General features: G+C 64.1%; 22 protein-coding genes. 9 read left to right on the top strand and 13 right to left on the bottom strand.

The window, feature by feature from the left end; all coding sequences use genetic code 11:
- Nucleotides 1-52 precede the first annotated feature (52 nt).
- From AB7245_RS28195 to AB7245_RS28175, 5 genes are all read right to left on the bottom strand, one after another.
- Nucleotides 53-664, bottom strand: a complete 612-nt coding sequence (locus AB7245_RS28195) for a PilZ domain-containing protein (RefSeq protein WP_063982484.1) — start codon at nt 662-664, stop codon at nt 53-55.
- Between the two features lie 68 nt (nt 665-732).
- Nucleotides 733-1,899 (bottom strand): MFS transporter, encoded by a 1,167-nt coding sequence (locus tag AB7245_RS28190; RefSeq protein WP_135216644.1) that lies wholly within the window; start codon nt 1,897-1,899, stop codon nt 733-735.
- A 52-nt stretch (nt 1,900-1,951) separates the two neighbouring features.
- On the bottom strand, nt 1,952-3,199 hold the full coding sequence (locus AB7245_RS28185; protein ID WP_439035147.1) for an MFS transporter: 1,248 nt from the start codon (nt 3,197-3,199) through the stop codon (nt 1,952-1,954).
- Nucleotides 3,200-3,341: 142 nt separating this feature from the next.
- Nucleotides 3,342-4,175, bottom strand: a complete 834-nt coding sequence (locus tag AB7245_RS28180) for an alpha/beta fold hydrolase (protein ID WP_439035146.1) — start codon at nt 4,173-4,175, stop codon at nt 3,342-3,344.
- A 1-nt stretch (nt 4,176) separates the two neighbouring features.
- The gene (locus AB7245_RS28175) at nt 4,177-4,656 is read right to left on the bottom strand and encodes a GNAT family N-acetyltransferase (RefSeq protein WP_439035145.1); all 480 of its coding nucleotides are present in this window, start codon (nt 4,654-4,656) and stop codon (nt 4,177-4,179) included.
- A gap of 329 nt (nt 4,657-4,985) precedes the next feature.
- Between AB7245_RS28175 and AB7245_RS28170 the strand changes: the two genes are divergently transcribed.
- The 5 genes from AB7245_RS28170 (at nt 4,986) to AB7245_RS28150 (ending at nt 8,535) form a co-directional block, all read left to right on the top strand.
- Complete coding sequence (locus AB7245_RS28170; protein ID WP_439035144.1) at nt 4,986-5,624, top strand: Clp protease N-terminal domain-containing protein; 639 nt, start codon at nt 4,986-4,988, stop codon at nt 5,622-5,624.
- Nucleotides 5,625-5,755: 131 nt separating this feature from the next.
- Nucleotides 5,756-6,907, top strand: a complete 1,152-nt coding sequence (locus AB7245_RS28165) for a zinc-binding dehydrogenase (protein WP_439035143.1) — start codon at nt 5,756-5,758, stop codon at nt 6,905-6,907.
- A 3-nt stretch (nt 6,908-6,910) separates the two neighbouring features.
- A complete protein-coding gene (locus tag AB7245_RS28160) occupies nt 6,911-7,393 on the top strand; it encodes a DUF5680 domain-containing protein (RefSeq protein ID WP_439035142.1) in 483 nt (160 codons plus the stop codon).
- 112 nt (nt 7,394-7,505) lie between these two features.
- Nucleotides 7,506-7,928, top strand: coding sequence for a VOC family protein (locus tag AB7245_RS28155; protein WP_439035141.1), 423 nt, complete (start codon nt 7,506-7,508; stop codon nt 7,926-7,928).
- A 94-nt stretch (nt 7,929-8,022) separates the two neighbouring features.
- On the top strand, nt 8,023-8,535 hold the full coding sequence (locus AB7245_RS28150; protein ID WP_354120516.1) for a hypothetical protein: 513 nt from the start codon (nt 8,023-8,025) through the stop codon (nt 8,533-8,535).
- A 21-nt stretch (nt 8,536-8,556) separates the two neighbouring features.
- Here AB7245_RS28150 and AB7245_RS28145 read toward each other — a convergent pair whose 3' ends face one another.
- The 3 genes from AB7245_RS28145 to AB7245_RS28135 form a co-directional block, all read right to left on the bottom strand.
- Complete coding sequence (locus AB7245_RS28145; RefSeq protein ID WP_063982493.1) at nt 8,557-8,910, bottom strand: cupin domain-containing protein; 354 nt, start codon at nt 8,908-8,910, stop codon at nt 8,557-8,559.
- 65 nt (nt 8,911-8,975) lie between these two features.
- The gene (locus AB7245_RS28140; RefSeq protein WP_354124446.1) at nt 8,976-9,716 is read right to left on the bottom strand and encodes a metallophosphoesterase family protein; all 741 of its coding nucleotides are present in this window, start codon (nt 9,714-9,716) and stop codon (nt 8,976-8,978) included.
- Between the two features lie 58 nt (nt 9,717-9,774).
- Nucleotides 9,775-10,083, bottom strand: coding sequence for a hypothetical protein (locus AB7245_RS28135; RefSeq protein WP_439035140.1), 309 nt, complete (start codon nt 10,081-10,083; stop codon nt 9,775-9,777).
- Nucleotides 10,084-10,324: 241 nt separating this feature from the next.
- Here AB7245_RS28135 and AB7245_RS28130 point away from each other — a divergent pair, with 241 nt between their 5' ends.
- Nucleotides 10,325-12,298: a DEAD/DEAH box helicase gene (locus AB7245_RS28130; protein WP_439035139.1), complete on the top strand. Its 1,974-nt coding sequence runs from the start codon at nt 10,325-10,327 to the stop codon at nt 12,296-12,298.
- A 77-nt stretch (nt 12,299-12,375) separates the two neighbouring features.
- Here AB7245_RS28130 and AB7245_RS28125 read toward each other — a convergent pair whose 3' ends face one another.
- Nucleotides 12,376-12,669, bottom strand: coding sequence for a hypothetical protein (locus tag AB7245_RS28125; RefSeq protein WP_439035138.1), 294 nt, complete (start codon nt 12,667-12,669; stop codon nt 12,376-12,378).
- Between the two features lie 117 nt (nt 12,670-12,786).
- Entirely contained in the window at nt 12,787-13,293 is a 507-nt protein-coding gene (locus AB7245_RS28120; protein ID WP_439035759.1) for a GNAT family N-acetyltransferase, read from the bottom strand.
- A gap of 147 nt (nt 13,294-13,440) precedes the next feature.
- On the opposite strand from AB7245_RS28120, the gene AB7245_RS28115 reads away from it, so the two are divergent.
- The gene (locus AB7245_RS28115) at nt 13,441-13,827 is read left to right on the top strand and encodes a COG4315 family predicted lipoprotein (RefSeq protein ID WP_063982498.1); all 387 of its coding nucleotides are present in this window, start codon (nt 13,441-13,443) and stop codon (nt 13,825-13,827) included.
- A gap of 530 nt (nt 13,828-14,357) precedes the next feature.
- Nucleotides 14,358-14,849, top strand: a complete 492-nt coding sequence (locus tag AB7245_RS28110) for a phasin (protein WP_439035137.1) — start codon at nt 14,358-14,360, stop codon at nt 14,847-14,849.
- A 292-nt stretch (nt 14,850-15,141) separates the two neighbouring features.
- On the opposite strand, the gene AB7245_RS28105 is transcribed toward AB7245_RS28110, so the two are convergent.
- The 3 genes from AB7245_RS28105 to AB7245_RS28095 all read right to left on the bottom strand — a co-directional run bounded on the left by AB7245_RS28105 (nt 15,142) and on the right by AB7245_RS28095 (nt 17,127).
- On the bottom strand, nt 15,142-15,933 hold the full coding sequence (locus AB7245_RS28105; RefSeq protein ID WP_249807189.1) for a Crp/Fnr family transcriptional regulator: 792 nt from the start codon (nt 15,931-15,933) through the stop codon (nt 15,142-15,144).
- A 146-nt stretch (nt 15,934-16,079) separates the two neighbouring features.
- Complete coding sequence (locus AB7245_RS28100) at nt 16,080-16,508, bottom strand: cupin domain-containing protein (RefSeq protein WP_028150261.1); 429 nt, start codon at nt 16,506-16,508, stop codon at nt 16,080-16,082.
- Nucleotides 16,509-16,572: 64 nt separating this feature from the next.
- Entirely contained in the window at nt 16,573-17,127 is a 555-nt protein-coding gene (locus AB7245_RS28095) for a PAS domain-containing protein (RefSeq protein WP_439035136.1), read from the bottom strand.
- A 466-nt stretch (nt 17,128-17,593) separates the two neighbouring features.
- On the opposite strand from AB7245_RS28095, the gene AB7245_RS28090 reads away from it, so the two are divergent.
- Nucleotides 17,594-18,400, top strand: a complete 807-nt coding sequence (locus AB7245_RS28090; RefSeq protein ID WP_439035135.1) for a rhomboid family intramembrane serine protease — start codon at nt 17,594-17,596, stop codon at nt 18,398-18,400.
- The last annotated feature ends 182 nt before the right edge of the window (nt 18,401-18,582 follow it).

Genomic DNA, 18,582 nt, shown 5'->3' with positions numbered 1-18,582 from the left:
GCGGAAGCCGCCTTCAGGGCTGGAAATACAGGCGTTTTAGCGTCCTTGCGCTTTACCGCGCGGTAACGCTCTCTTCGAGAGTCTCTATCGGCTGCTCGTGCATGAACTCCAGCGCGAAGCCGTCCTCGAGGTTTCGGACCACGCGGCCCTGGACCCGGCCGAGCAGCACGATCGATTTCACCGGCGGGCGGTTCTCCGCGGCAATGGCGGCACCGGACAGCGAGAGGTCGATGATGCGGCAGGTCATCTTGGTGCCGTCCTCGAGCGTCAGCACCGCGATCGGGTTGCGCGGCACGATACGGTCGTGGCGGCGATCCTCCGGCAGATTGAGGATGTCGCGGTTGGCAAGCCAGGTGAGCTGGGCCGCCAGCTTGTCGCGCTTGCGGGGCGTCGCCCCGACCGTCATGGCGAAACCGTTGTCGATGATGCGGGTGATCTTGCCCTCGACCCGCCCAATATGGTCGAGATAGGCGACCACGCGGTCGCCGACATTGCCGATGCCGGGGGCCAGAAGCGCCAGTCCGCCCGGCGACATGTTGATCACCTGGCAGGGGAATTCCCGGCGGTCCGGCAGCATGTAGCGGCCGAGCAGGTGAACCTTCACCCGCTGGAAACGCCGTCGTTCCTCGGCGGCCGGAAGAAATTTTTTGTTCGCCAACGCCATTTTCACAACCCGACCCCCCGCCTGGCGGAGTCCGGGACGACCCTAAGGTGCACAGGGTTAACGCCGCGTTAGGATTGGGCGCGTCGATTACGGACAGACACAATGCGCTCGAAAAGCCACATCAAGGGCGGGCAGGCCAGCACCGTCAGCGCGCCGAGGTCGAGCGCCACCGCGGCCGTCCCGGCCGATTTGGCCAGCCGGCCGGCCACCGCCGGCCCCAGCATCATCGCGGCATAGAAGAGAGTGTAGAACACGCCCATGCCGATCGCCCTTGTTTCCGGCGCGAGCACGCGGGCGGCCAGGCTCATGATCGGGCCGGCCGGATGGCCGCCGATCAGGCCGATCAGGACGAGGACCGTGATCACCGCATCCGATCGCGGCAACCAGGCCAGCAGCCCGGCCACGATGAGGCTGGCTGCGGTCGCGAGCGTGAGCGGACGCTTGAAGCGGTCGGCGAGATAGCCGCCTGCCGGCACCGAGATCACCGACAGCCACATCACGAGGCTGATCGCGGAGCCTGCCGCAGCAATGCTCCAGCCGCGCTCGGCGAGCAGGGAGGGGCCGAACGAGAAGATCATGGCGAAGCCGACATTAAAGAGTCCCCAGATCAGGCCTGCGACGATCACCGCCAGCAGCGCGAGGGGATCGAGCCGGCCTGGGCCGGCCGCGCTGACTGTGGCACCCGGCGGCGACTGATAGAGCGTGACCAGCACAATACCAATTGCCGTGAGGGCGCCCGCCGCCAGGAACACCGCGCTCGCGCCATAGGCCGTGCCGATCGCCGGCAGCACCAGCAGCGAGATCGCGACGCCGGCCGGCCAGGAGTTGACGAAGATCGCCATCGCGGTCGCGATCTCCTTCCCGGCGAACCAGTCGGTGCCCATCTTGGTGAGCTGCACCGTCAGCAGCACGCCGCCGGCGCCGGAGACGAGCCGGCCCGCCATCTGCCAGCCCCAGATGTCGGTGGTGGCCATGACCAGGCTGCCCGCGGTCATCAGCAGCAGCGCTGCGATCGTCGTCGGCTTGTCGCCAAGAGTCCGGCCGATCGCGCCGCCCGGCAGCGCCAGCACGATGCCGGGGGTGAAATAGAGTCCGATCAGGATGCCGATATCGGCGAGCCCGACGCCAAAGGTCTGTTGCAGCAACGGCGCGACTGCGGCCACGCTCTGGAACTGGAACGCGATGGTGAGGCGCACGACGAACAGGATCGCAAGAATGCCCCAGCGATTGCGCAACGTCTCATCTCCCCAAGCCCTCTCTCGAAGGTGCGGTGGAGAGGGACGAGAGTCAACCGGCTGTCTTCCTCGTCGCGCGTCCGTAGAGAAGGCACAGCAGCGCCAGCAGCACCGCGGCCGAGAGCCCGAGCGACCAGTGAATGCCGATCGCCGCGCCGAACAGGCCGACGGTGATGCCGCTGAAGGCCCGCATACCGAGCCCGGCCATGTTGTAGAGCCCGACGACGCGGCCGCGGATGTCGTGCGGTGCGTTCAACTGCACCAGCGCCTGCGCCATGGTGTTGAAGGACAGCTCGAAGAAGCCGGCAAAGAACAGCAGCACGATCGCGACCGGATAGATCCGCACCGCGGCGAAGCCGAGCAGCGCCACGCTCCACAGCATGGCCAGCATGATCGCGGTGCGCGGCGTGCCCTTCAACCGTCCCCAGGATTCCAGCGCGATGCCGGCGAGCAGTGCACCTGCCGCATCGGCCGCGAGCAGAACGCTGTAGGAGACGCCGGGATCGCCGTGGCCGAGATCGCCGGCAAAGCCCGGCATCTGGGCGTGATAGGCGTTGCCGATCATGAAGGAGGTGAGGCCGGCGAGCCACGTCATTGCGGTCAGCACCGGCTGCGTGCCGATGGCGCGCATCGTCAGCACGATGTCGGCAAGGCCGCGCATGGCGAAGCGCCGCACCGCGACGCTCTTGTCGCGCACCGGGGCCCAGAACAGCCAGAGCAGCATCGGCAGGTAGAACAGCGTGTTGAAGATGATGCCGTGCGAGGTGCCCAGCGTGAGCATGATGACGCCGCCGACGGCGGGGCCGACCAGGATGCCGAGATAGCGCGCCATCGCATTCAGGCGCACTGCGCTCGGAAGATCCGCGGGACCGACGAGATCGTAGAGCAGAAGCTGGTTCGGCGTCTGCCACAGCACGCCGGCGCAGCCATGGATCACCAGCAGCAGCATCGCGTGCCACATCTGGATGGTGTCGGTGATGAAGAAGAAGCCCCATCCGGCCGAGGCCACGATGAACAGCAGCATGCCGCATTGGATGATGCGCCGCGGATCGAACCGGTCGGCGAGCCCGCCGACCGCGACCGAGAACAGCAGGAACGGCAGCCAGTGCGACAGCACGGCGAAGCCCCCCAGCGTCGGCGAATGGAATTTCTGGAACACCACCCAATAGCTGATCACATGCTCGATATTGTCCGCCATCATCGCCAGCACGTAGGCGATGAACTGGAGCCGGTACGGCACCGACTTCATCGCCGCGAACGATCCGGACGCGGCGACAGGATTTTGGGGAAGGGGGTTCAAGCGATCACCTGGGTGGGACTGTTCGGGCCTTACACGTTCGCCGCCGGCCGCTCAAGACACTTGGGTGTATGTCCGTAGCCCGCAATCCGAGACCGCCGACCCCGCATTCCGCAGAGCTCCATGCGGGCTACGAAGCAGCGCGTCACGCGATCTCCGTCGCCAGAAACGACCTGACCACCGCAGCAAACTCATCCGGCTTGTCAAATGGCAACCCATGGCCCGCATTCGCGATCACCTCATGGCGGAGGTGTTGATTGAGCCCCTGCAGCTCCCGCGCCGTCTCGACCGAGACAACGCCATTGTCTCCGATGACAAGCAGGCTCGGGACGGCAATGGCTTTGACAAGCTCGCGATAATCCGGGTTCGGCGGCGTGAGAACCTCGAAGGCGCTGATCTCGGTCCGCAGCCGCGCATCAACGATCAGGTCAAGTAGTTCGGATGAGCGGTGCGGATGCCGCCGCCGGGCCTCGGCCAGCGCCTCGTCCTTGTCCCGAGCGAGAAGCCGGCGATGCTGCTCGGCGACGTCGCTCCGGTAAACCTCGCGCTGGCGATCCGGTGCCAAGAAAGTCGGATCGGCGAGGATAACGCTGCGAACGGCCGTACCCATCTCGCTCGCCAACACGGCGGCGGTCATGCCGCCCATGGAATGGCCGAGCAGGATCGGGGCAGTCAGCCCGAGCGCGTCAATGAGGCCGATGACGTCGTCTGCGAGATCGCAGTACCGATACCCGCCGGACGGTGCGCTCGACGCGCCATGTCCTCTCGCAGAGGGCATGATGACGTCGTAGCCGTCCTCGAGAGCGCGCGCCAACGGTGTCCAGCAGGCGCCGCTTCCGGTCAGACCATGCAGCGCAATCAGCGCAGGCTTGTCGTCCCCGGTCCGTAGATAATGGATGTCGATGCCATTTGCCGCGCAGGTTCGGCTCGTCCAGTTTGTCATTCGCAACGACTGCCAAAGAATCAACGCCGACGCCATCCTACCCCAGCGCCTTGACGTACACCGCATAAGGCACGCCCAAAATATCCGGCGCCTCGCGAACCCTGCTAAACCCCATCCGCAGATACATCGGCAGCGCGACCGTCATGATCGGCGTCGTGTGCAGGGCGATGGCCGGCGACCGGTCGCGCTCGGCGCGGCGCAGGCATTCCTCGGTCAATTGCCGGCCGATGCCCTTGCCGCGCGCGGCTGGATCGACCACCAGCATGCGGATGACCGGCCAGGCCGGATCGAAGAAGGCCGCCTTCGGCTGCTGCGGGCCGACATAGGCCACGGCTCCGACGATCTGGCCGCCATCCTCGGCGACGATGATCTCGCCGGTCTTGGCAAGCTCCGGCATCTTCGCGACATGGGTCGTAAACAACGGCCAGTCGGAATAGTCCTGTTCGAACTGTGCGAACGCGGCCAGCGCAACGCGCACGATCGCTTCGGCATCCGCTGGCTGATAGTCACGTAGCATCGGCGTTATCCTCGACCGTACGTAGCCCGGATGAGCGCAGCGACATCCGGGGCCGCTGGTCCCGTATTCCACGCTGCGCCATACGGGCTGCGAGCCATCTCATCCTAGACCAGCGTACAGATGCAAGCCATTTACGAGTTTGCGCGAGTCGTCAGTATTGACACTTGGCGGCCGCCGAGCCACCTTTCTTTCAGGTGGATACGACCTGCCGCTTGCACCCTTTACGGGATGGTGAACGTATCGCATGCATCGTCTTGGCCCCTTTGCCGAACAACGGGTCAGCAACGCAAGCACTGGCTTCCCGAAGTGTTCAAGCAAAGGAGTAAGCCATGCGCGACTTTCGCGATGCTAAAGCTATGGCGCGCACGCTGCGCGCCTCTCTCGCCTCCAAAGGTCTCAAGATTTCGGTCGCCGAAAGCCTTGAGCTGACCGCCGAGCTGTTTGGCTTGGCTGACTGGAATACGCTTGCTGCCGCGATCCGATGCGGACCGCCGGCGTCTGACACGGCCTCGGCTCAGCCACCGCGTGCGAGCATCAAGTGGCCTTCGGGATTTACCCGCGAGCTCGATCTGACTCTGAACAGGGCTCTCACTTACGCCAAAGCCCGAAAGCACGAATTTGCGACGCTGGAGCATCTCTTGCTTGCGCTGCTGGACGATCCGGATGCCTCGGAAGTGATGAAGGCCAGTGAGGTTGACCTCGAAGCCCTGAGGCGAACCACAGTCTCCTATATCGACGATAAGCTGAGCACTTGGGTGATGATCCGCGACGAGCGCGACACGACGCCGACGGTTGCATTTCGACGTGTGGTGCATCGTGCGACCGTGCGCAGCCTGAAACGTGAAACGAGCGGTCTGGACGTGTTGGCGACCATGTTCAGCGAAACTGCAAGTCCTGCGGTTTGGCTCCTGAGCGAGCAGGGTATGACCGGCGAAGGTCTTGAGAGAGCGCCTCCTCGCGCAAGTTGAGAGAACAGCGAACCTTCTGCCCCGGTGCCTTTGAGGTGCGCACCTTGGTATTTGCAACGCCCCACGGCTGTCATAGGCTGATCGTCGGCCGCACCAATCAATCATAACAAGCAGGCCGCGAGGACACACCCATGGACCAGATCCGCGTCTGCACTCACGCAGGACCGGGCTCGGAGCCCGTCATCAAGACCGTGCCATGGCCGAAGGTCGGCAAAAAGGCTGCGCTGATCAAGGTCGGCGCCTGCGGCGTCTGCGGCACCGATCTGCACATTCTCAAAGGGCATTGGCCGAAGCCGCTGCCCTGGCCGTTCACGCTCGGCCACGAGCTTGGTGGAATCATCGTCGAATGCGGTGAGGAATTCACCGAGGACTTCATGAGCAAGCCGCTCAAGGTCGGATCAAAAGTGATGATCCCGCCGCTGATGCCCTGCGGCCATTGCTATTACTGCATCCACTATCCGCAGACCGCCAACAAATGCCTGACGCCGGTCTATTACGGCCGCTATCTCGGCTTCGACAAGGCGCCGCATATGTGGGGCGGCTGGGCCGAATATGTCTATGTCGATCTCGAGATGCTGCCGGGCACCAAGATCTACAAGCTGCCCGACGACATGTCGCTGCGGCTGGGCGCGCTCTCGGAGCCGCTGACCTCCTGCATCCGCGCCTTCAACCGCGCCAGTCGCGCCGGTGGTTTTTCCTGGGGCGACACGGTGGTGATCCAGGGCTCGGGTCCGATCGGCATTCTCGCGGTCGCGGCCGCCAGGGAGATGGGAGCGGGGCGCGTGATCTGCGTCGGCGCGCCGGAAGAGCCGCGGCTCAAGCTCGCGCGCGAGTTCGGCGCGGAGGCGACGGTCAACATCGAGGAGATCAAATCGCCGCAGGAGCGCGTCGCCCGTGTGCGCGAGATCGTAGGCCACTTCGGCGCCGATCTCGTGATGGATTGCTCGGGACATCCGACCGCCGGCCCCGAAGGCATCGAGATGCTGCGCGACGGCGGCACCTATGTCGAGATGGGTCAGTTCACCGATGCCGGCTCGATCGAGACCTCCTGGCACCGCATCTGCACCAAGGACCTCAACGTGCTGGGATCCTGGGGCTTTACCGGTAATGATCTCCCGCTCGGCGTCGACATGCTCTACCGCACCCGTGACAAGTATCCCTGGCTGAAGATGCAGACGATCTATCCGTTCACGGAAGCGGGCGTCGCGCAGGCGGTGAGGGATGCGATGGCGATGAAGACGGTGAAATCGACTATCGTGCCGTGGCCGGAATTGGTGGACTAGACAATGCCGTCCATTCCACCCGATCTCGCTGCGTTCCTGGTCGAAGCCAAGCGGCGCACCTATGCGGGGCTGGACGACGACGCGACCGTGGCCGCGCCGCTGCTCGCCGGCTCCAAGCAGCTCGAGCATCGCGCGCCACCTTATGCCTATCGCGATATCTATTTCGGGATGGGATTCTTCGTTGGCCAAGAGACCGTGTCACGGGATGACCGCGTCATCTGGTCGATGAGCTACAGCGGCGGCGCCCGCGCGGACATCACGAATCGGTCCACGCTGCTCGAGATCTACAAATTCCTGCGCCGGGCGCTGTTGGGCGTAAGCGTCGAGGAGCCTTATCGGGGACCGCGCCTGTTCGAGCAGGCAGGCATGACTTACCGCAACGAGGTCGAGGGTTCGCTCGATCGTTTCCATGGCGTCGAGACGATCGCGCGGCATGATGGCGCGCCGCTTCATGAGCTGCACTATAGCGGTGGCCTGCTGCGATAGATGATCCGTAGCCCGGATGGAGCGAAGCGCAATCCGGGTTCGAGCCCGTGGCTCCCCGTATTCCGCTGCGCTTCATACGGGCTACAAGTCAGAGTTTGGAATGAACGACGATATGACAGACAAACAGACACCTGAACCAAACCGGCGCTCCCCCTTCCACGCCATTGGCGCGATCGACTACACCGTCATATTCGTGCGCGACATGGCGGCGATGCGCCGGTTCTACGAGGACGTTCTCGCCTTTCCGCTGCTGCGCGAGCTCTCGCCGAACTGGATCGAGTACGGCCTGGGCAGCAATACGCTGGCGCTGGCGAGACCGAGCCGGACCGCGGCCGACGCGCCGACACCGGCGGGCAGCGCCTCGCTGCAGCTGGCCTTCAAGGTGTCCGCGACCGAGGTCGATCAATGTGCCGATGAACTGGTGCGGCAGGGCGTGGCGCTGCTGTCACCGCCCACGAACCAGTCGTTCGGACACCGGACGCTGTTCTTTCGCGATCCCGACGGCAATTTGCTGGAGGTCTATGCCGAGATCTGAGCGCCCAAAAAGTTCCATCGGGAATTCCCGATCTATCCATGTTAAGGTGAAACTTAGGACCAAGTTCCGGCTTTCACTTCACGGGAGAGGTATCGTGAAGCGAATTCTGAAACCCGTTACTTACATCCTGGCGGCCATCTACTTCCTGGTGGATGCCGTCTTCATGGCCGTGGCGCGGCCAATGGCGCGCTGGATTGGGCGGCATTTCGAATTCAAGTGGTTGCGCACCTGGATCAGGTCGCTGTCCCCTTATCCCTCGCTCGCCCTGTTTTCCGTGCCCGTGATCATTCTGGAGCCGATCAAGCCCGTGGCGGCCTACCTCGCCGCAACGGGTCAGGTCGTGAGCGCCGCCGTGACTTTCATCGTCGGCGAATTGCTCAAGCTCGTGCTGGTCGAGCGCCTGTTCCATCTTACGCGCGACAAGCTGATGCGGATTCCGGCGTTCGCCTGGGCGTACGGCAAGTTCTCCGAGGTGAAGGCGTGGCTGCAGGCGACTGACGCCTGGCGCGCCATCCGCGCCCTGAGCCGCGCAGCGAGGGACACAGTTGCACGGGTAAAGGCGAGGCTGGTCGGCCGCTTCAGCAAGCTGGCGACCTCCAGGGATTAGACGCGCGCCAAGCGTTGTCCTCTATGCGAGCTTGCGTGCTGCGGCGGTGGCCTTGTCGCCCGTGTTCGGCGTGCCGGTCGGCTCGATGAGCAGGAGGTGAACCTCCTCGCGTGCCACCGGGCGATGCTCGACCCCTTTGGGCACGACATAGAGTTCGCCCGGACCGAGCGTCACCGTGCGATCCCGCAATTCGATGTCCAGACTGCCTTTCAGGACGAGAAAGAAATCGTCGGTGTCGTCATGCTTATGCCAGGTGAACTCGCCCTTCACCTTCACCACCATCACGTCGCAATCGTTGAAGGTCGTGACCGTGCGCGGCGACCAGAAATCCCCAAAGGTCGCGAGTTTGTCGGCAAGCGATATCTTGTCGGCCATGTTTCACCCCGTTGCTCTCTCGTGAGGCACGATTTGGGATCGAATGACCGACGTGGCAAGGCCGGCTATTTGACATGTCCTGATAACATGGCCTCCGCCCATTCCGGGCGGCCGTTGGCGAGCGCCTGCGCGGACGCGGCTTCCCAGTCGTATTCCAGGGCCAGCAGTTCGACTTGCCAGCCTCTTGTTCGTTTCGTGAGGATCGCGTAGCGGGCGTGAGGCGAGCGATGCTCCAGGTTTGCGGCAAAAGGAATGTCCGCGAACACCGGGCAACCAACGCTGCCGGGATTGAGGACCAGGCGGTCGCCCGGGCCCTGAACAGCCGCCTGGCGGTGGCTGTGACCGCACAGCACGACACGCGCCGTTGGCGCGCTCGAAAGGCGCGCGGTCAGCACGTCGCGACGCGCCGGCACGAAGCGGCCGTCCTCGAGCGCTTCTTCGAGCAGGCACGTCGTATCGTCGTCGGGTGTGCCGTGGCAGGCCAGGATCCCGTCGTCCAGCCGTATTTGGGAGGGCAGGCTGTGAAGTGCGCGGCGCTGCTCCGCGGTCAATGCGCTACGCGCAAACAGACCTGCCGGCGAGAGCTTGTCGTCTGGAAGCTCCTCAATCCAGCGATCATGATTTCCGCGCACCGTCGGCAACGACAGCGACTGGAGAGCCTCGAAAGTTTCCTTTGGCCACAGCGGGCTGGTGACGCAATCGCCGAGGTTGACCGTACGATCGACGCCGCGCGCCTTGATGTCGGCCAGCACCGCTTCCAACGCAGCGAGATTGCCGTGGATATCGGAAATGACTGCCAATCGCATCGTCATGCTCCCCGTGCTGCTTTGCCTGAACTTAACTCTGCCAGGTCACCGGACCTATCTAGCATCGGCTGATGCCATGGCTGATCTGATGTTCCTTCACCACTGTCGCGCCGACGACCTTGGTCCCCTCCAGCTCCCGCACGATCCGCTCGTCCGGCCCGACGATGCCGAGATCGAACTCGCGGTCCGGCGTGATGAGGATCATGCGCTGGCCCATGATGGCCGGGCGTTCGGCATAGATCGCGCAGCCCTGGCCGGGTTTGCAGTGCCGGCACCAGCTTCCAGCCAGTTTGGCCAGCGCCTCGATGGCCATGACCTTGCAGCAAAGCGTGCAATCGCCGCAGGCGCGTTTGGCGGAAGGCGTCACGCGGTCCCCCTCTAAGCCGGTTGGCTTCAGGTTAACGGAGGTTGCCGCGAACGTCAGATGCAACCTTCAGGCGCGGTTCTTTCCGTCAAGCCATGCATCATAGGCATGGTGATTTCAGAGCACTTGGCGTAAAGAGCGCCCTGATCACATCCAGCGTGCGGCCGGGCCGTTTGCCGCGCACGCAACTCAGGTCCGCCGGTTCACCGTTCCGCGCCTGACATTAACCAAGGTTCTCCATCCCGTGTCTTTTCCGGCCCTGACCCCGCCGCTCGCCCACGCTTTGGCCGAGCGGAACTATGATTCACCCACCCCCGTCCAGCTCGCCGTGCTCGCGGATGAAGCCGCCGACCGCGACCTCCTGGTTTCGGCCCAGACCGGCTCCGGCAAGACCCTCGCGTATGGCCTCGCCATGGCCAAGGATCTGTTTGGCGATGCCGAGCGGTTCGAGCAGGCGGGGGCGCCGCTCGCCCTGATCGTGGCGCCGACCCGCGAGCTCGCCTTGCAGGTTCAGCGCGAACTGGCATGGCTGTATGGGCATGCCGGCGGGCGGGTCGTCTCCTGCGTCGGCGGCATGGATCCGCGGCGCGAGCAGCGCGAGCTTGCGGCGGGCGCTCACATCGTCGTCGGCACGCCCGGCCGGTTGTGCGACCATTTGCGTCGCGGCCGTCTCGACATCACGGAATTGAAAGTGGTCGTCCTCGACGAGGCCGACGAGATGCTCAATCTCGGCTTTCGCGAGGACATGGAATTCATCCTCAAGACCACGCCGGAGACACGCCGCACTTTGCTGTTCTCGGCGACGTTTCCGCGCGGTATCGTGGCGCTGGCCAAGCAATATCAGCAGCAGGCGTTTCGGATCGAGGTCGCCGGCGATGAAGGCGGTCACGCTGACATCGAGTACCGCGCCATCCGGGTCGCCCCCGGTGATGTCGAACATGCCGTCGTCAACGTGCTACGCTTCTTCGAGGCGCCGAGCGCGCTGGTGTTTTGCAGCACGCGCGATCACGTCAGGCATTTGCAGGCGGCGCTGCTGGAGCGCGGCTTCTCCGTGGTCGCGCTGTCAGGCGAATTGACGCAGAACGAGCGGACCACGGCGCTGCAGTCGCTCCGGGACGGACGCGCTCGCGTCTGTGTGGCGACCGACGTCGCCGCCCGCGGCATCGACCTGCCGAGCCTCGATCTCGTCATCCATGCCGATCTGCCCAACGACGCCGAGGTGATGCAGCATCGCTCCGGCCGCACCGGGCGGGCGGGCCGCAAGGGGACGAGCGTCCTGCTGGTGCCGCCTGTACGGCGGCGACGTGCGGAAATGCTGCTGAACGTCTCGGGGATCGAGGCGGTCTGGGGCACCGCGCCGCAAGCGGAGGAAATCCGCAAGCTCGATCACGAGCGCATGAAGGACGTGTTGTTCACCGAGGAGACGACCGCGGACGATCTGGTGCTGGCACAGGCGCTGCTGGCCGAGCGGTCTGCCGAGGATATCGCAGCCGCACTCGCGCGACTCTATCGCGCACGGCTGCCGTCGCCCGAAGACATCATCGATCCCGGCGAGCGAGCTGGCCGGCCGCGCGACGATCGCGGGCGCGACAATGTCCGCGCACCGCGCGACGATGCCCGCACTTCGCGCGGCGATGATCGCCCCGAAAGAGCCCGACCCAAATCAGGAAAATCGTCGGCGAAACACGGCATGGCGGACGGCAGCGTCTGGTTCCGGGCCAACATCGGACGAAGAAAGAATGCGGAAGCACGCTGGCTCTTGCCGATGATCTGCCGCCGCGGCGGCATCGACAAGGGCGACATCGGCGCCATCAAGATCATGGACACGACGACCGAGTTCGAAATTTCCGAGCGGGTCGCGGAAACCTTCGCCGCCAAGATCAAGCGTCCGGACAAGGAAGACAATATCCGCCTCGAACCGATGACGGATGCGCCGCAGCGGCAGGCGCCTTCGGAAGAGCGGTCAAAGCCGCCCCGGCGCGAGAGCGGCGACAGCGATCATCGCGAACGTCGCGACGATCGCCCGCGCGATGCAGCTGGATTCAAGCCACGCGACAGGGCTCACGGCGAGCGCAGGCCGAAATTCGACGATGCTCCTTCGTTCGGAACGAAAAAGAAACACAAGAACAAGCCCGGCCATGCCGAGCCGGCGGTCACGCCGTGGCCGTTGAAGGGCGCGCCTGGAAAAAAGAAGGCGAAGAAAAAACATCGGGGTTGAACTGCGCCTGACCGTGCAGACAGCAATGATGCCGCCGGATTGCGCCGGCGACATCATCTGAAAAGTCAGCTGCGAACTCAGCGGCCGCCGCCGCCACCACCACCACCTCCGCCGCCGCCACCACCGGCATCGCGCATCGACGAGCTGTAGCGGGGGTCGGTCTGCTTCATGTAGATGGGCGAGGTGTCGTGAGTGAGGTTGACGCGGCTTCTGCCACCCGGGGTCGACGTCTCGACCAGGATACCGCAGCCCTCGAAGAAGGCGGAATCGCAGCCATAGGTCCGGACCTGCGCCGCGTTGGCACTGGTCGCGCTGAACGCGGCCGCCGCAGCGAGTGCAATCAAAGCAACTTTCGACAATGTGAGTTTCACGGAAATTCTCCAGTCTCGGTTCGGCGAGACCGGAACGGCCCGCGCACACCTTCGACGGGGGCTGATCGAAGGCGGTTCGAGGGACGACTTCACGCCCGCGTGAGCCGGACGGGGACGTTATGTCGCAGCGAGGTCGCGAAGCATGTAGGTCGCGCCTTCGCCATAGGAGGCGAGCTTTGCGCGCGCCTCCGTATCCGCCGCGACGGGCCGGAAGCCGAGACGTTCCCACAACGGCCGTGTGGCGTAGACCGAAACCAGCGCGAGCGTTGTGATGTGTGATGCGCGCGCCAGCTTCTCGATGTCGGCAATATAATCGCGCGCGACGCCACCGCGGAAATCGGGCAGCACGGCGACGTCGTGCACGTAGAGACAATCCGCATCATCGGGCAGTTGTTGCAGGAAGCCGTTGAGCGGCGGAATCCGGTGCTGCTTCCACGGATGCGCGAGTCCGTAGCCGGCGATCTCTTCGTCGGCGATGAGCAGACGGCAGCCATCGGGACAGAGCCGCATCTTCTCCGCGAACACGTCGGGACTCTCAGGGAGATCAGGATGGATCCGCGCTGCGATCGCGCTGATCGCGACCAGGTCGGAGGCGCGCGCGGGACGCCAATGCGGCTTGCTCATGTCGGTCCGTTGGTCGGTCTCACCCATTCCAGTTTATTCCGTCGCGACGATGCGCGCAGCGAAAAATATCTTTGCCGCCGTCTCAGGAATACGAAGCGTTGCGCGGCGTCCTACCCCATGCAAGCCAATTGCATGACAGGAGAACCCATGACGTCCTCGATCCGCCTCGCGCTCACGCTCGCCGTATCGCTCGCCATCATCCCCGCCGCCTTCGCCGCGCCGCCGACCAAGACCGGCAAGTCCGACAAAGGCAACGTGCTCACCGACGCCAAGGGCATGACGCTCTACACCTTCGACAAGGATGCGGACGGCAAGTCGGCCTGCAACGGACCGTGTGCGACAAACTGGCCGGTGCTGAAGGCCGAGGCGAGCGATGCCGCGGCCGACGGCTACACCGTCATCACGCGCGACGACGGATCCAGGCAGTGGGCTTACAAGGGCAAGCCGCTCTACACCTTCGCCAAGGACCAGAAGCCCGGCGACATCACCGGCGACGGCTTTCTGAACGGCGCCTGGCATCTGGCGATGCCGTGAGCGGACAATCCGCCGCGGGAATGCGAGGTGGTATCTGACATTGACGAGATGCCACCGGTCTCGTGCCTCGGACGCAGCGCAGCGCCGTGTTGGCGATGCGACGTATCGTTCAATGCGGTGCGCTGCGGAGCGGCTCCATCAACTCGCTGTCAATTAGTGACAGGGCGCCATCTGGAAGCGGCCGAATCCTCGCCGCGCCCCCAGCGGAAGGCCACCGGCGCCGGCGCCTCCGAACCGCTTGCCGGACTGATCTCAAATTGGCGGAAGTAATGGCGACAACTTCGAAGAAGTAAAAGCGCCGCCCGTGGCGCGTCGTCGCTTGAATTGAATTTATTCAAGTCGAGAGTCCGAAAGCGAACCGAAGGCCCGATTTTGGTTGGTCATAGTTGGTTCCGGCAGGGGGCGAGAGCGGCATACCGGCAGCAGCATCCCTCCATTTGAGAGTAGGGGCACTGGTTTCCCGGTGCGGTCCGCACCTGGGAGCTTCTGGGAGTCTTCAATCCATTATCTGGTTTCGCGTGAGGGGATGAATGACCATGAATGATGCCAATCTGAAAGCCGAGACGAACGCCACTGCACTGAATGGGACGGCGAATGGCGGTGCAATGCCCAGGTTCGACCTGCCATTTTTCAACTTCCAGGCGATCTTCGGCGATCTCGCCGAGCAGGGCGCCGCCCGGGCCAAGGCAAATTTAGAGCGGATGAGGGCGGCTTCCGAGGAGATCACCGAAGCGCTCCGCGAAGCCTGTTCGACCAATGCCACGCGTGCCGCCGATTACGGCACCAAGGTCATCGAAATATCAAACATCAATACCAGCTCCGCGCTGGAGTTCATGTCCCAGCTTGCGGATGCGAGGTCGTTTGCGGATGTCGTGAACCTCTCCACCAGCCACAGCCGCAAGACCTTTGAAGCGGCTTCTCGCCAAAACCGGGAGCTTTGGGACCTCGCCCAGAAGGTCGCAACCGAGACGGCCGAGCCGATCAAGAAGAGTTTCAACCTGGTTCTGCATAGGGCTGCTTGAATCGAGGCTACTGGCCGCGTGGATCGGCTGGACGAGCGTCTTCGCCAGAAGGGGCGCGGTCCAGCCGAGGCGGTGAAGCCTTGCCGTGAGAAGCCTTGCCGTGAGGTGATGCCAAGCTGGAGGAAGTCAGGATGGGTATGGTGATGATCAAGTGCCCGGAAACGGGCCATGCCATTCCGACGGGCATCGAGATAGATCGTGAAAGATTTCGGTGCAGTACGGTGTTCTTCTCGCGCACATATTGCGGGATGTGCGCGGCGACGCATGAGTGGTTCGCCAGAGAGGCCTGGGTCTATGAATCGGTCTTGGCGAACGGGAAGTCCGGGGGCGGGCAGCCATTCCGCGCGGGCGCGGTGTGAAGCCGCCTGACGGCATCCTGCGAAACGATCCGATCGATCCTGCGGCTCATCACCTTGTAGCACTCGCAGGCGACGACCTCGAGCCGCGGCCTGTCGATCTCGAGTTGGCCGCGCCGACTGGATTTCAGGGCCCTTGAGGTTCGAAGTGCGCTCACGACGTGCGTGACGGTGGTCCGCCGGACGCCGAGCAATTCCGACAACGTCTCTTGCGTCAGGTGCAGGACGTCACCACCGCCCTCCGTCCGATCGTGAATGTGAAGCAGCCAGCGGGCGAGGCGGGCCTCGACGGAGTGCAGTGCATTGCAGGCCGCGACGTGCAGGAATTGCGTCATCATCGCCCTGGTGACGATCTGAACCGCGCTTGCGAGGGCGGGACTGCGTTCGAGCGTCGCTTGAAATCGCGCGGGCGAGATCTGCAGTGCGGTCCCGGCCACGCGGACAACCGCCGTCAGGGGGGATCGCACGGGGCCGAGCGCCGTCATGAGGCCGACGACGCCGTCGTTGCCGATCACGGCGGTTGCGGCCGTCTGTCCGTTCGGCAACTCCATGATGAGGGCGATCGCGCCGCTGCACGGGAAGCAAAGGTGCTCGACCCGGTCGCCCGATCGAACCAGGACTGCATCGTGCTGGAGCGGTACTTTCCGGAGATACGGTGCAAGCAAAGCGAAGTCGGCCGGCGGTAATGCAGCTAACAGGCGATTACCAACTCTGGTCGCGTGCTCCATCACGGGGAATCGTCCCTCGACGGAGGCCCGGCGGCGAGCAAACGCATCGTCTCCGGCCGAGCCGCGTTGCCGTGCAGGCATATGCCCGGCAAACAGCTAAACGTCCTGCAGCAGGCAAGGTTCCAATGATGGATCGCGAGCCTGGCTCACGCTGCCGGCGCGGGCACCAGTCCGTAGCGCAGCATCGTCTCTTTCATCTTCGCGGGATCGGGTGGCGCGCCGGCCGACAGGAGTGCGGCCATCTCCGTGAAATATTGCGGGCCCAGCACCCCGGGGCTCAGGATGCACAGGCATGTTGCCGGTCCCGTCGAACGGTTGGTGAAGCCGTGCACGATGCCGCGCTTGATGAAGACCGATTCTCCGGGGCCGAGATCGTTCTGCTTGCCGTCGATCGTCCAGGTCGATACGCCGGACAGCCCGTAGATGGTTTCGTCCCAGCGGTCGTGATAATGCGGGATCGGCATCCGCGCATTCGGCTGGAGCGTCATTTCGAAGATGTCGACGCTGCCGCCGGTGTCGTCCTTGCTGTGCAGGAAGCGGAGCTGAAGCGTACCGAAACTGATGATGTCGGACATGGCTGTGTCATCCCGGTGAGAGGCTGCATCGAGGTCGCGGCGTTCGCCCTCGTCGAAACGAAAACTACCTCAGCCCCTCATACACCATCAGCCCGCGTGCGATCTGCAATTTGCGGATTGCGCGCGGCAGCAGCTTCTCCGGCTGATGCAGATAGCGCCAGGAGGTGAGGGCGAATGCGGACAACGCGCCGCATTCGTCGTTGAACGGTGCGAGCACGCCGGTGACACTCACCGGCGTATGCGGGCGGGCGTTGAAGGGCAGCAGCAGCAGCTCGAGATGCGCCTTGCTGCCGTCCTCGCGCGCGGCGGTGACGCCGGCGATCGCACCTAACGTCTCGTCGGCGACGATCGTGGTGATCTCCTCGATCTCGCTGCGGCTGGCCTCGGTGAACAGCGCCGCAAAGCTCTGGTCCTTGAGGTCGAGCCCCGCGAGCGCGCAGACGCGCGTGCCGGCGACGCGGAACGGGAAGCCGAGGTTTTGTTCGCAGGACAGCACGAAGATATCGCCGAGCAGGCCGCGGACCGCGGCCGGATCGACATCGGCCCGATCAGGGGCCCGCGCAGTGCCGCGCTTCTTGTCCCAATACTCGAAGAACGCGCGGCTCGACGGATGTTTCATGACTGAACGCTTACCCCGGGGCGCTAGCTCGCGGGACAAACCTGTCCCGCTTCAGTGCACCCGCGATCCCTTTCGTTGTTGTGCAGGAGGGGATTTGCAGCGTCCATGCCGTGGAGGCGTTTTCGGGCCTCCGGAGGCTGTCTTTGCGTCGTTAACGTTAAATTAACTATGCGCTTTCCGTCCGGCGCCCGGCTGCTATGGTGATCGCGGTCGCAAGCCTCGCCGCTTTCATCCAGGTTCTCGGCGGGGCCTGTACACGGGCGTCAAACAGTTTGGTCACGGGCCGCGGGGAGGGGTGGGGATACACCTATTCCTCTGGGTACCGGAAGACCGACACGGACAGGCAGGGCTTTCCCAGGGCCCTGCCTTTTCCTTTTGTGCACTTGCGCAAGGCCGGCAAAGGCGACTATCTCCAAGGCCTGTCGTTAAGCCTGTCGCTCCGATAGCGCCTGAAAGCGAAGCTGCCTTGGATTCCCCACAAGATTCTCCGCCGGAGCCACCGGCTGCCGTCGAGGAAGCTCCGCGCGAGCCGATCCTGACGCTGCCGGTCGCGCTGACCGCCTATATCCTCCTTTTGGTGGTGATCCATCTGCGGGTGCTGCTGCCGCCGGAGCTCGAGAACTGGACCATCGACGTCTTCGGCTTCATCCCGAAGCGCTATGATTCCTCGCTGCTCAATTTGGAGATCCCCGGCGGCGCCGGTGCCAAGGTCTGGACCTTCGTCACCTATTCGCTGCTGCACGCCAATCTGACCCATCTCGGCTTCAACGTGCTGTGGCTGCTGCCGTTCGGCAGTGCGCTAGCGCGGCGCTTCGGCGCGATCAGGTTCTTCCTGTTTCTCGCGGTGACGGCAGCGGCCGGCGCGCTCGCCCATCTCGTCACCCATGAGCACGCGGTGGCGCCGATGATCGGCGCCTCGGCCTCGGTGTCCGGCGCGATGGCGGCGGCGATCCGCTTTGCCTTTGTCCGCGGCAGCTTCCTGTCGTTCAGCCGATCAGACGCCGATACCGCCGCAAGGGTTCCGGCACTGCCACTGTCGCGCGCACTGCGCGACGGGCGGGTGGTCGGCTTTCTTGCCGTTTGGTTCGGCGTCAACATCATCTTCGGCGTCGGCGCGATCGGCGTCGATTCCGAAACCACGAGCGTCGCCTGGCAGGCACATATCGGCGGCTTCTTCGCGGGCCTTCTGCTGTTCGCGCTGTTCGATCCCGTGCCGCGCGTGCGAAACGATGCTGCGGATGCGTCATCACAGGACATTTCAGACCGCATTTGAAGCGGCGCTTGCGGCGCCGCCCGAATTCATCCATCATTCCCGAGAAGAATGTTCCGAAGCGACAAGCCGCTAGCGGCGATGCTTCGTAAAGCGCCTCAGCGTGCAACCGGCGCCTAAACTGTTAGTTGAAGACTCGACGAACAAGTCCGGTCCGCGAAATGCGGACGGATCCGATTCAGGGA

The organism is Bradyrhizobium sp. 604_D8_N2_3 (assembly GCF_051810765.1).
GTDB classification, from domain to species: domain Bacteria; phylum Pseudomonadota; class Alphaproteobacteria; order Rhizobiales; family Xanthobacteraceae; genus Bradyrhizobium; species Bradyrhizobium barranii.
The sequence above is the reverse complement of the archived record's forward strand: the minus strand, read 5'-3'. Positions and strand labels throughout refer to the sequence as shown.

Bases quoted from the DNA above. Each gene is read 5' to 3' on its own strand.
- AB7245_RS28105 (WP_249807189.1), bottom strand. From the start codon at position 15,933: ATGGAGCACGCGACCAGAGTTGGTAATCGCCTGTTAGCTGCATTACCG.
- AB7245_RS28100 (WP_028150261.1), bottom strand. From the start codon at position 16,508: ATGTCCGACATCATCAGTTTCGGTACGCTTCAGCTCCGCTTCCTGCAC.
- AB7245_RS28140 (WP_354124446.1), bottom strand. From the start codon at position 9,716: ATGCGATTGGCAGTCATTTCCGATATCCACGGCAATCTCGCTGCGTTG.
- AB7245_RS28175 (WP_439035145.1), bottom strand. From the start codon at position 4,656: ATGCTACGTGACTATCAGCCAGCGGATGCCGAAGCGATCGTGCGCGTT.
- AB7245_RS28165 (WP_439035143.1), top strand. From the start codon at position 5,756: ATGGACCAGATCCGCGTCTGCACTCACGCAGGACCGGGCTCGGAGCCC.
- AB7245_RS28170 (WP_439035144.1), top strand. From the start codon at position 4,986: ATGCGCGACTTTCGCGATGCTAAAGCTATGGCGCGCACGCTGCGCGCC.
- AB7245_RS28180 (WP_439035146.1), bottom strand. From the start codon at position 4,175: ATGGCGTCGGCGTTGATTCTTTGGCAGTCGTTGCGAATGACAAACTGG.
- AB7245_RS28145 (WP_063982493.1), bottom strand. From the start codon at position 8,910: ATGGCCGACAAGATATCGCTTGCCGACAAACTCGCGACCTTTGGGGAT.
- AB7245_RS28160 (WP_439035142.1), top strand. From the start codon at position 6,911: ATGCCGTCCATTCCACCCGATCTCGCTGCGTTCCTGGTCGAAGCCAAG.
- AB7245_RS28095 (WP_439035136.1), bottom strand. From the start codon at position 17,127: ATGAAACATCCGTCGAGCCGCGCGTTCTTCGAGTATTGGGACAAGAAG.
- AB7245_RS28155 (WP_439035141.1), top strand. From the start codon at position 7,506: ATGACAGACAAACAGACACCTGAACCAAACCGGCGCTCCCCCTTCCAC.
- AB7245_RS28195 (WP_063982484.1), bottom strand. From the start codon at position 664: ATGGCGTTGGCGAACAAAAAATTTCTTCCGGCCGCCGAGGAACGACGG.
- AB7245_RS28120 (WP_439035759.1), bottom strand. From the start codon at position 13,293: ATGAGCAAGCCGCATTGGCGTCCCGCGCGCGCCTCCGACCTGGTCGCG.
- AB7245_RS28115 (WP_063982498.1), top strand. From the start codon at position 13,441: ATGACGTCCTCGATCCGCCTCGCGCTCACGCTCGCCGTATCGCTCGCC.
- AB7245_RS28110 (WP_439035137.1), top strand. From the start codon at position 14,358: ATGACCATGAATGATGCCAATCTGAAAGCCGAGACGAACGCCACTGCA.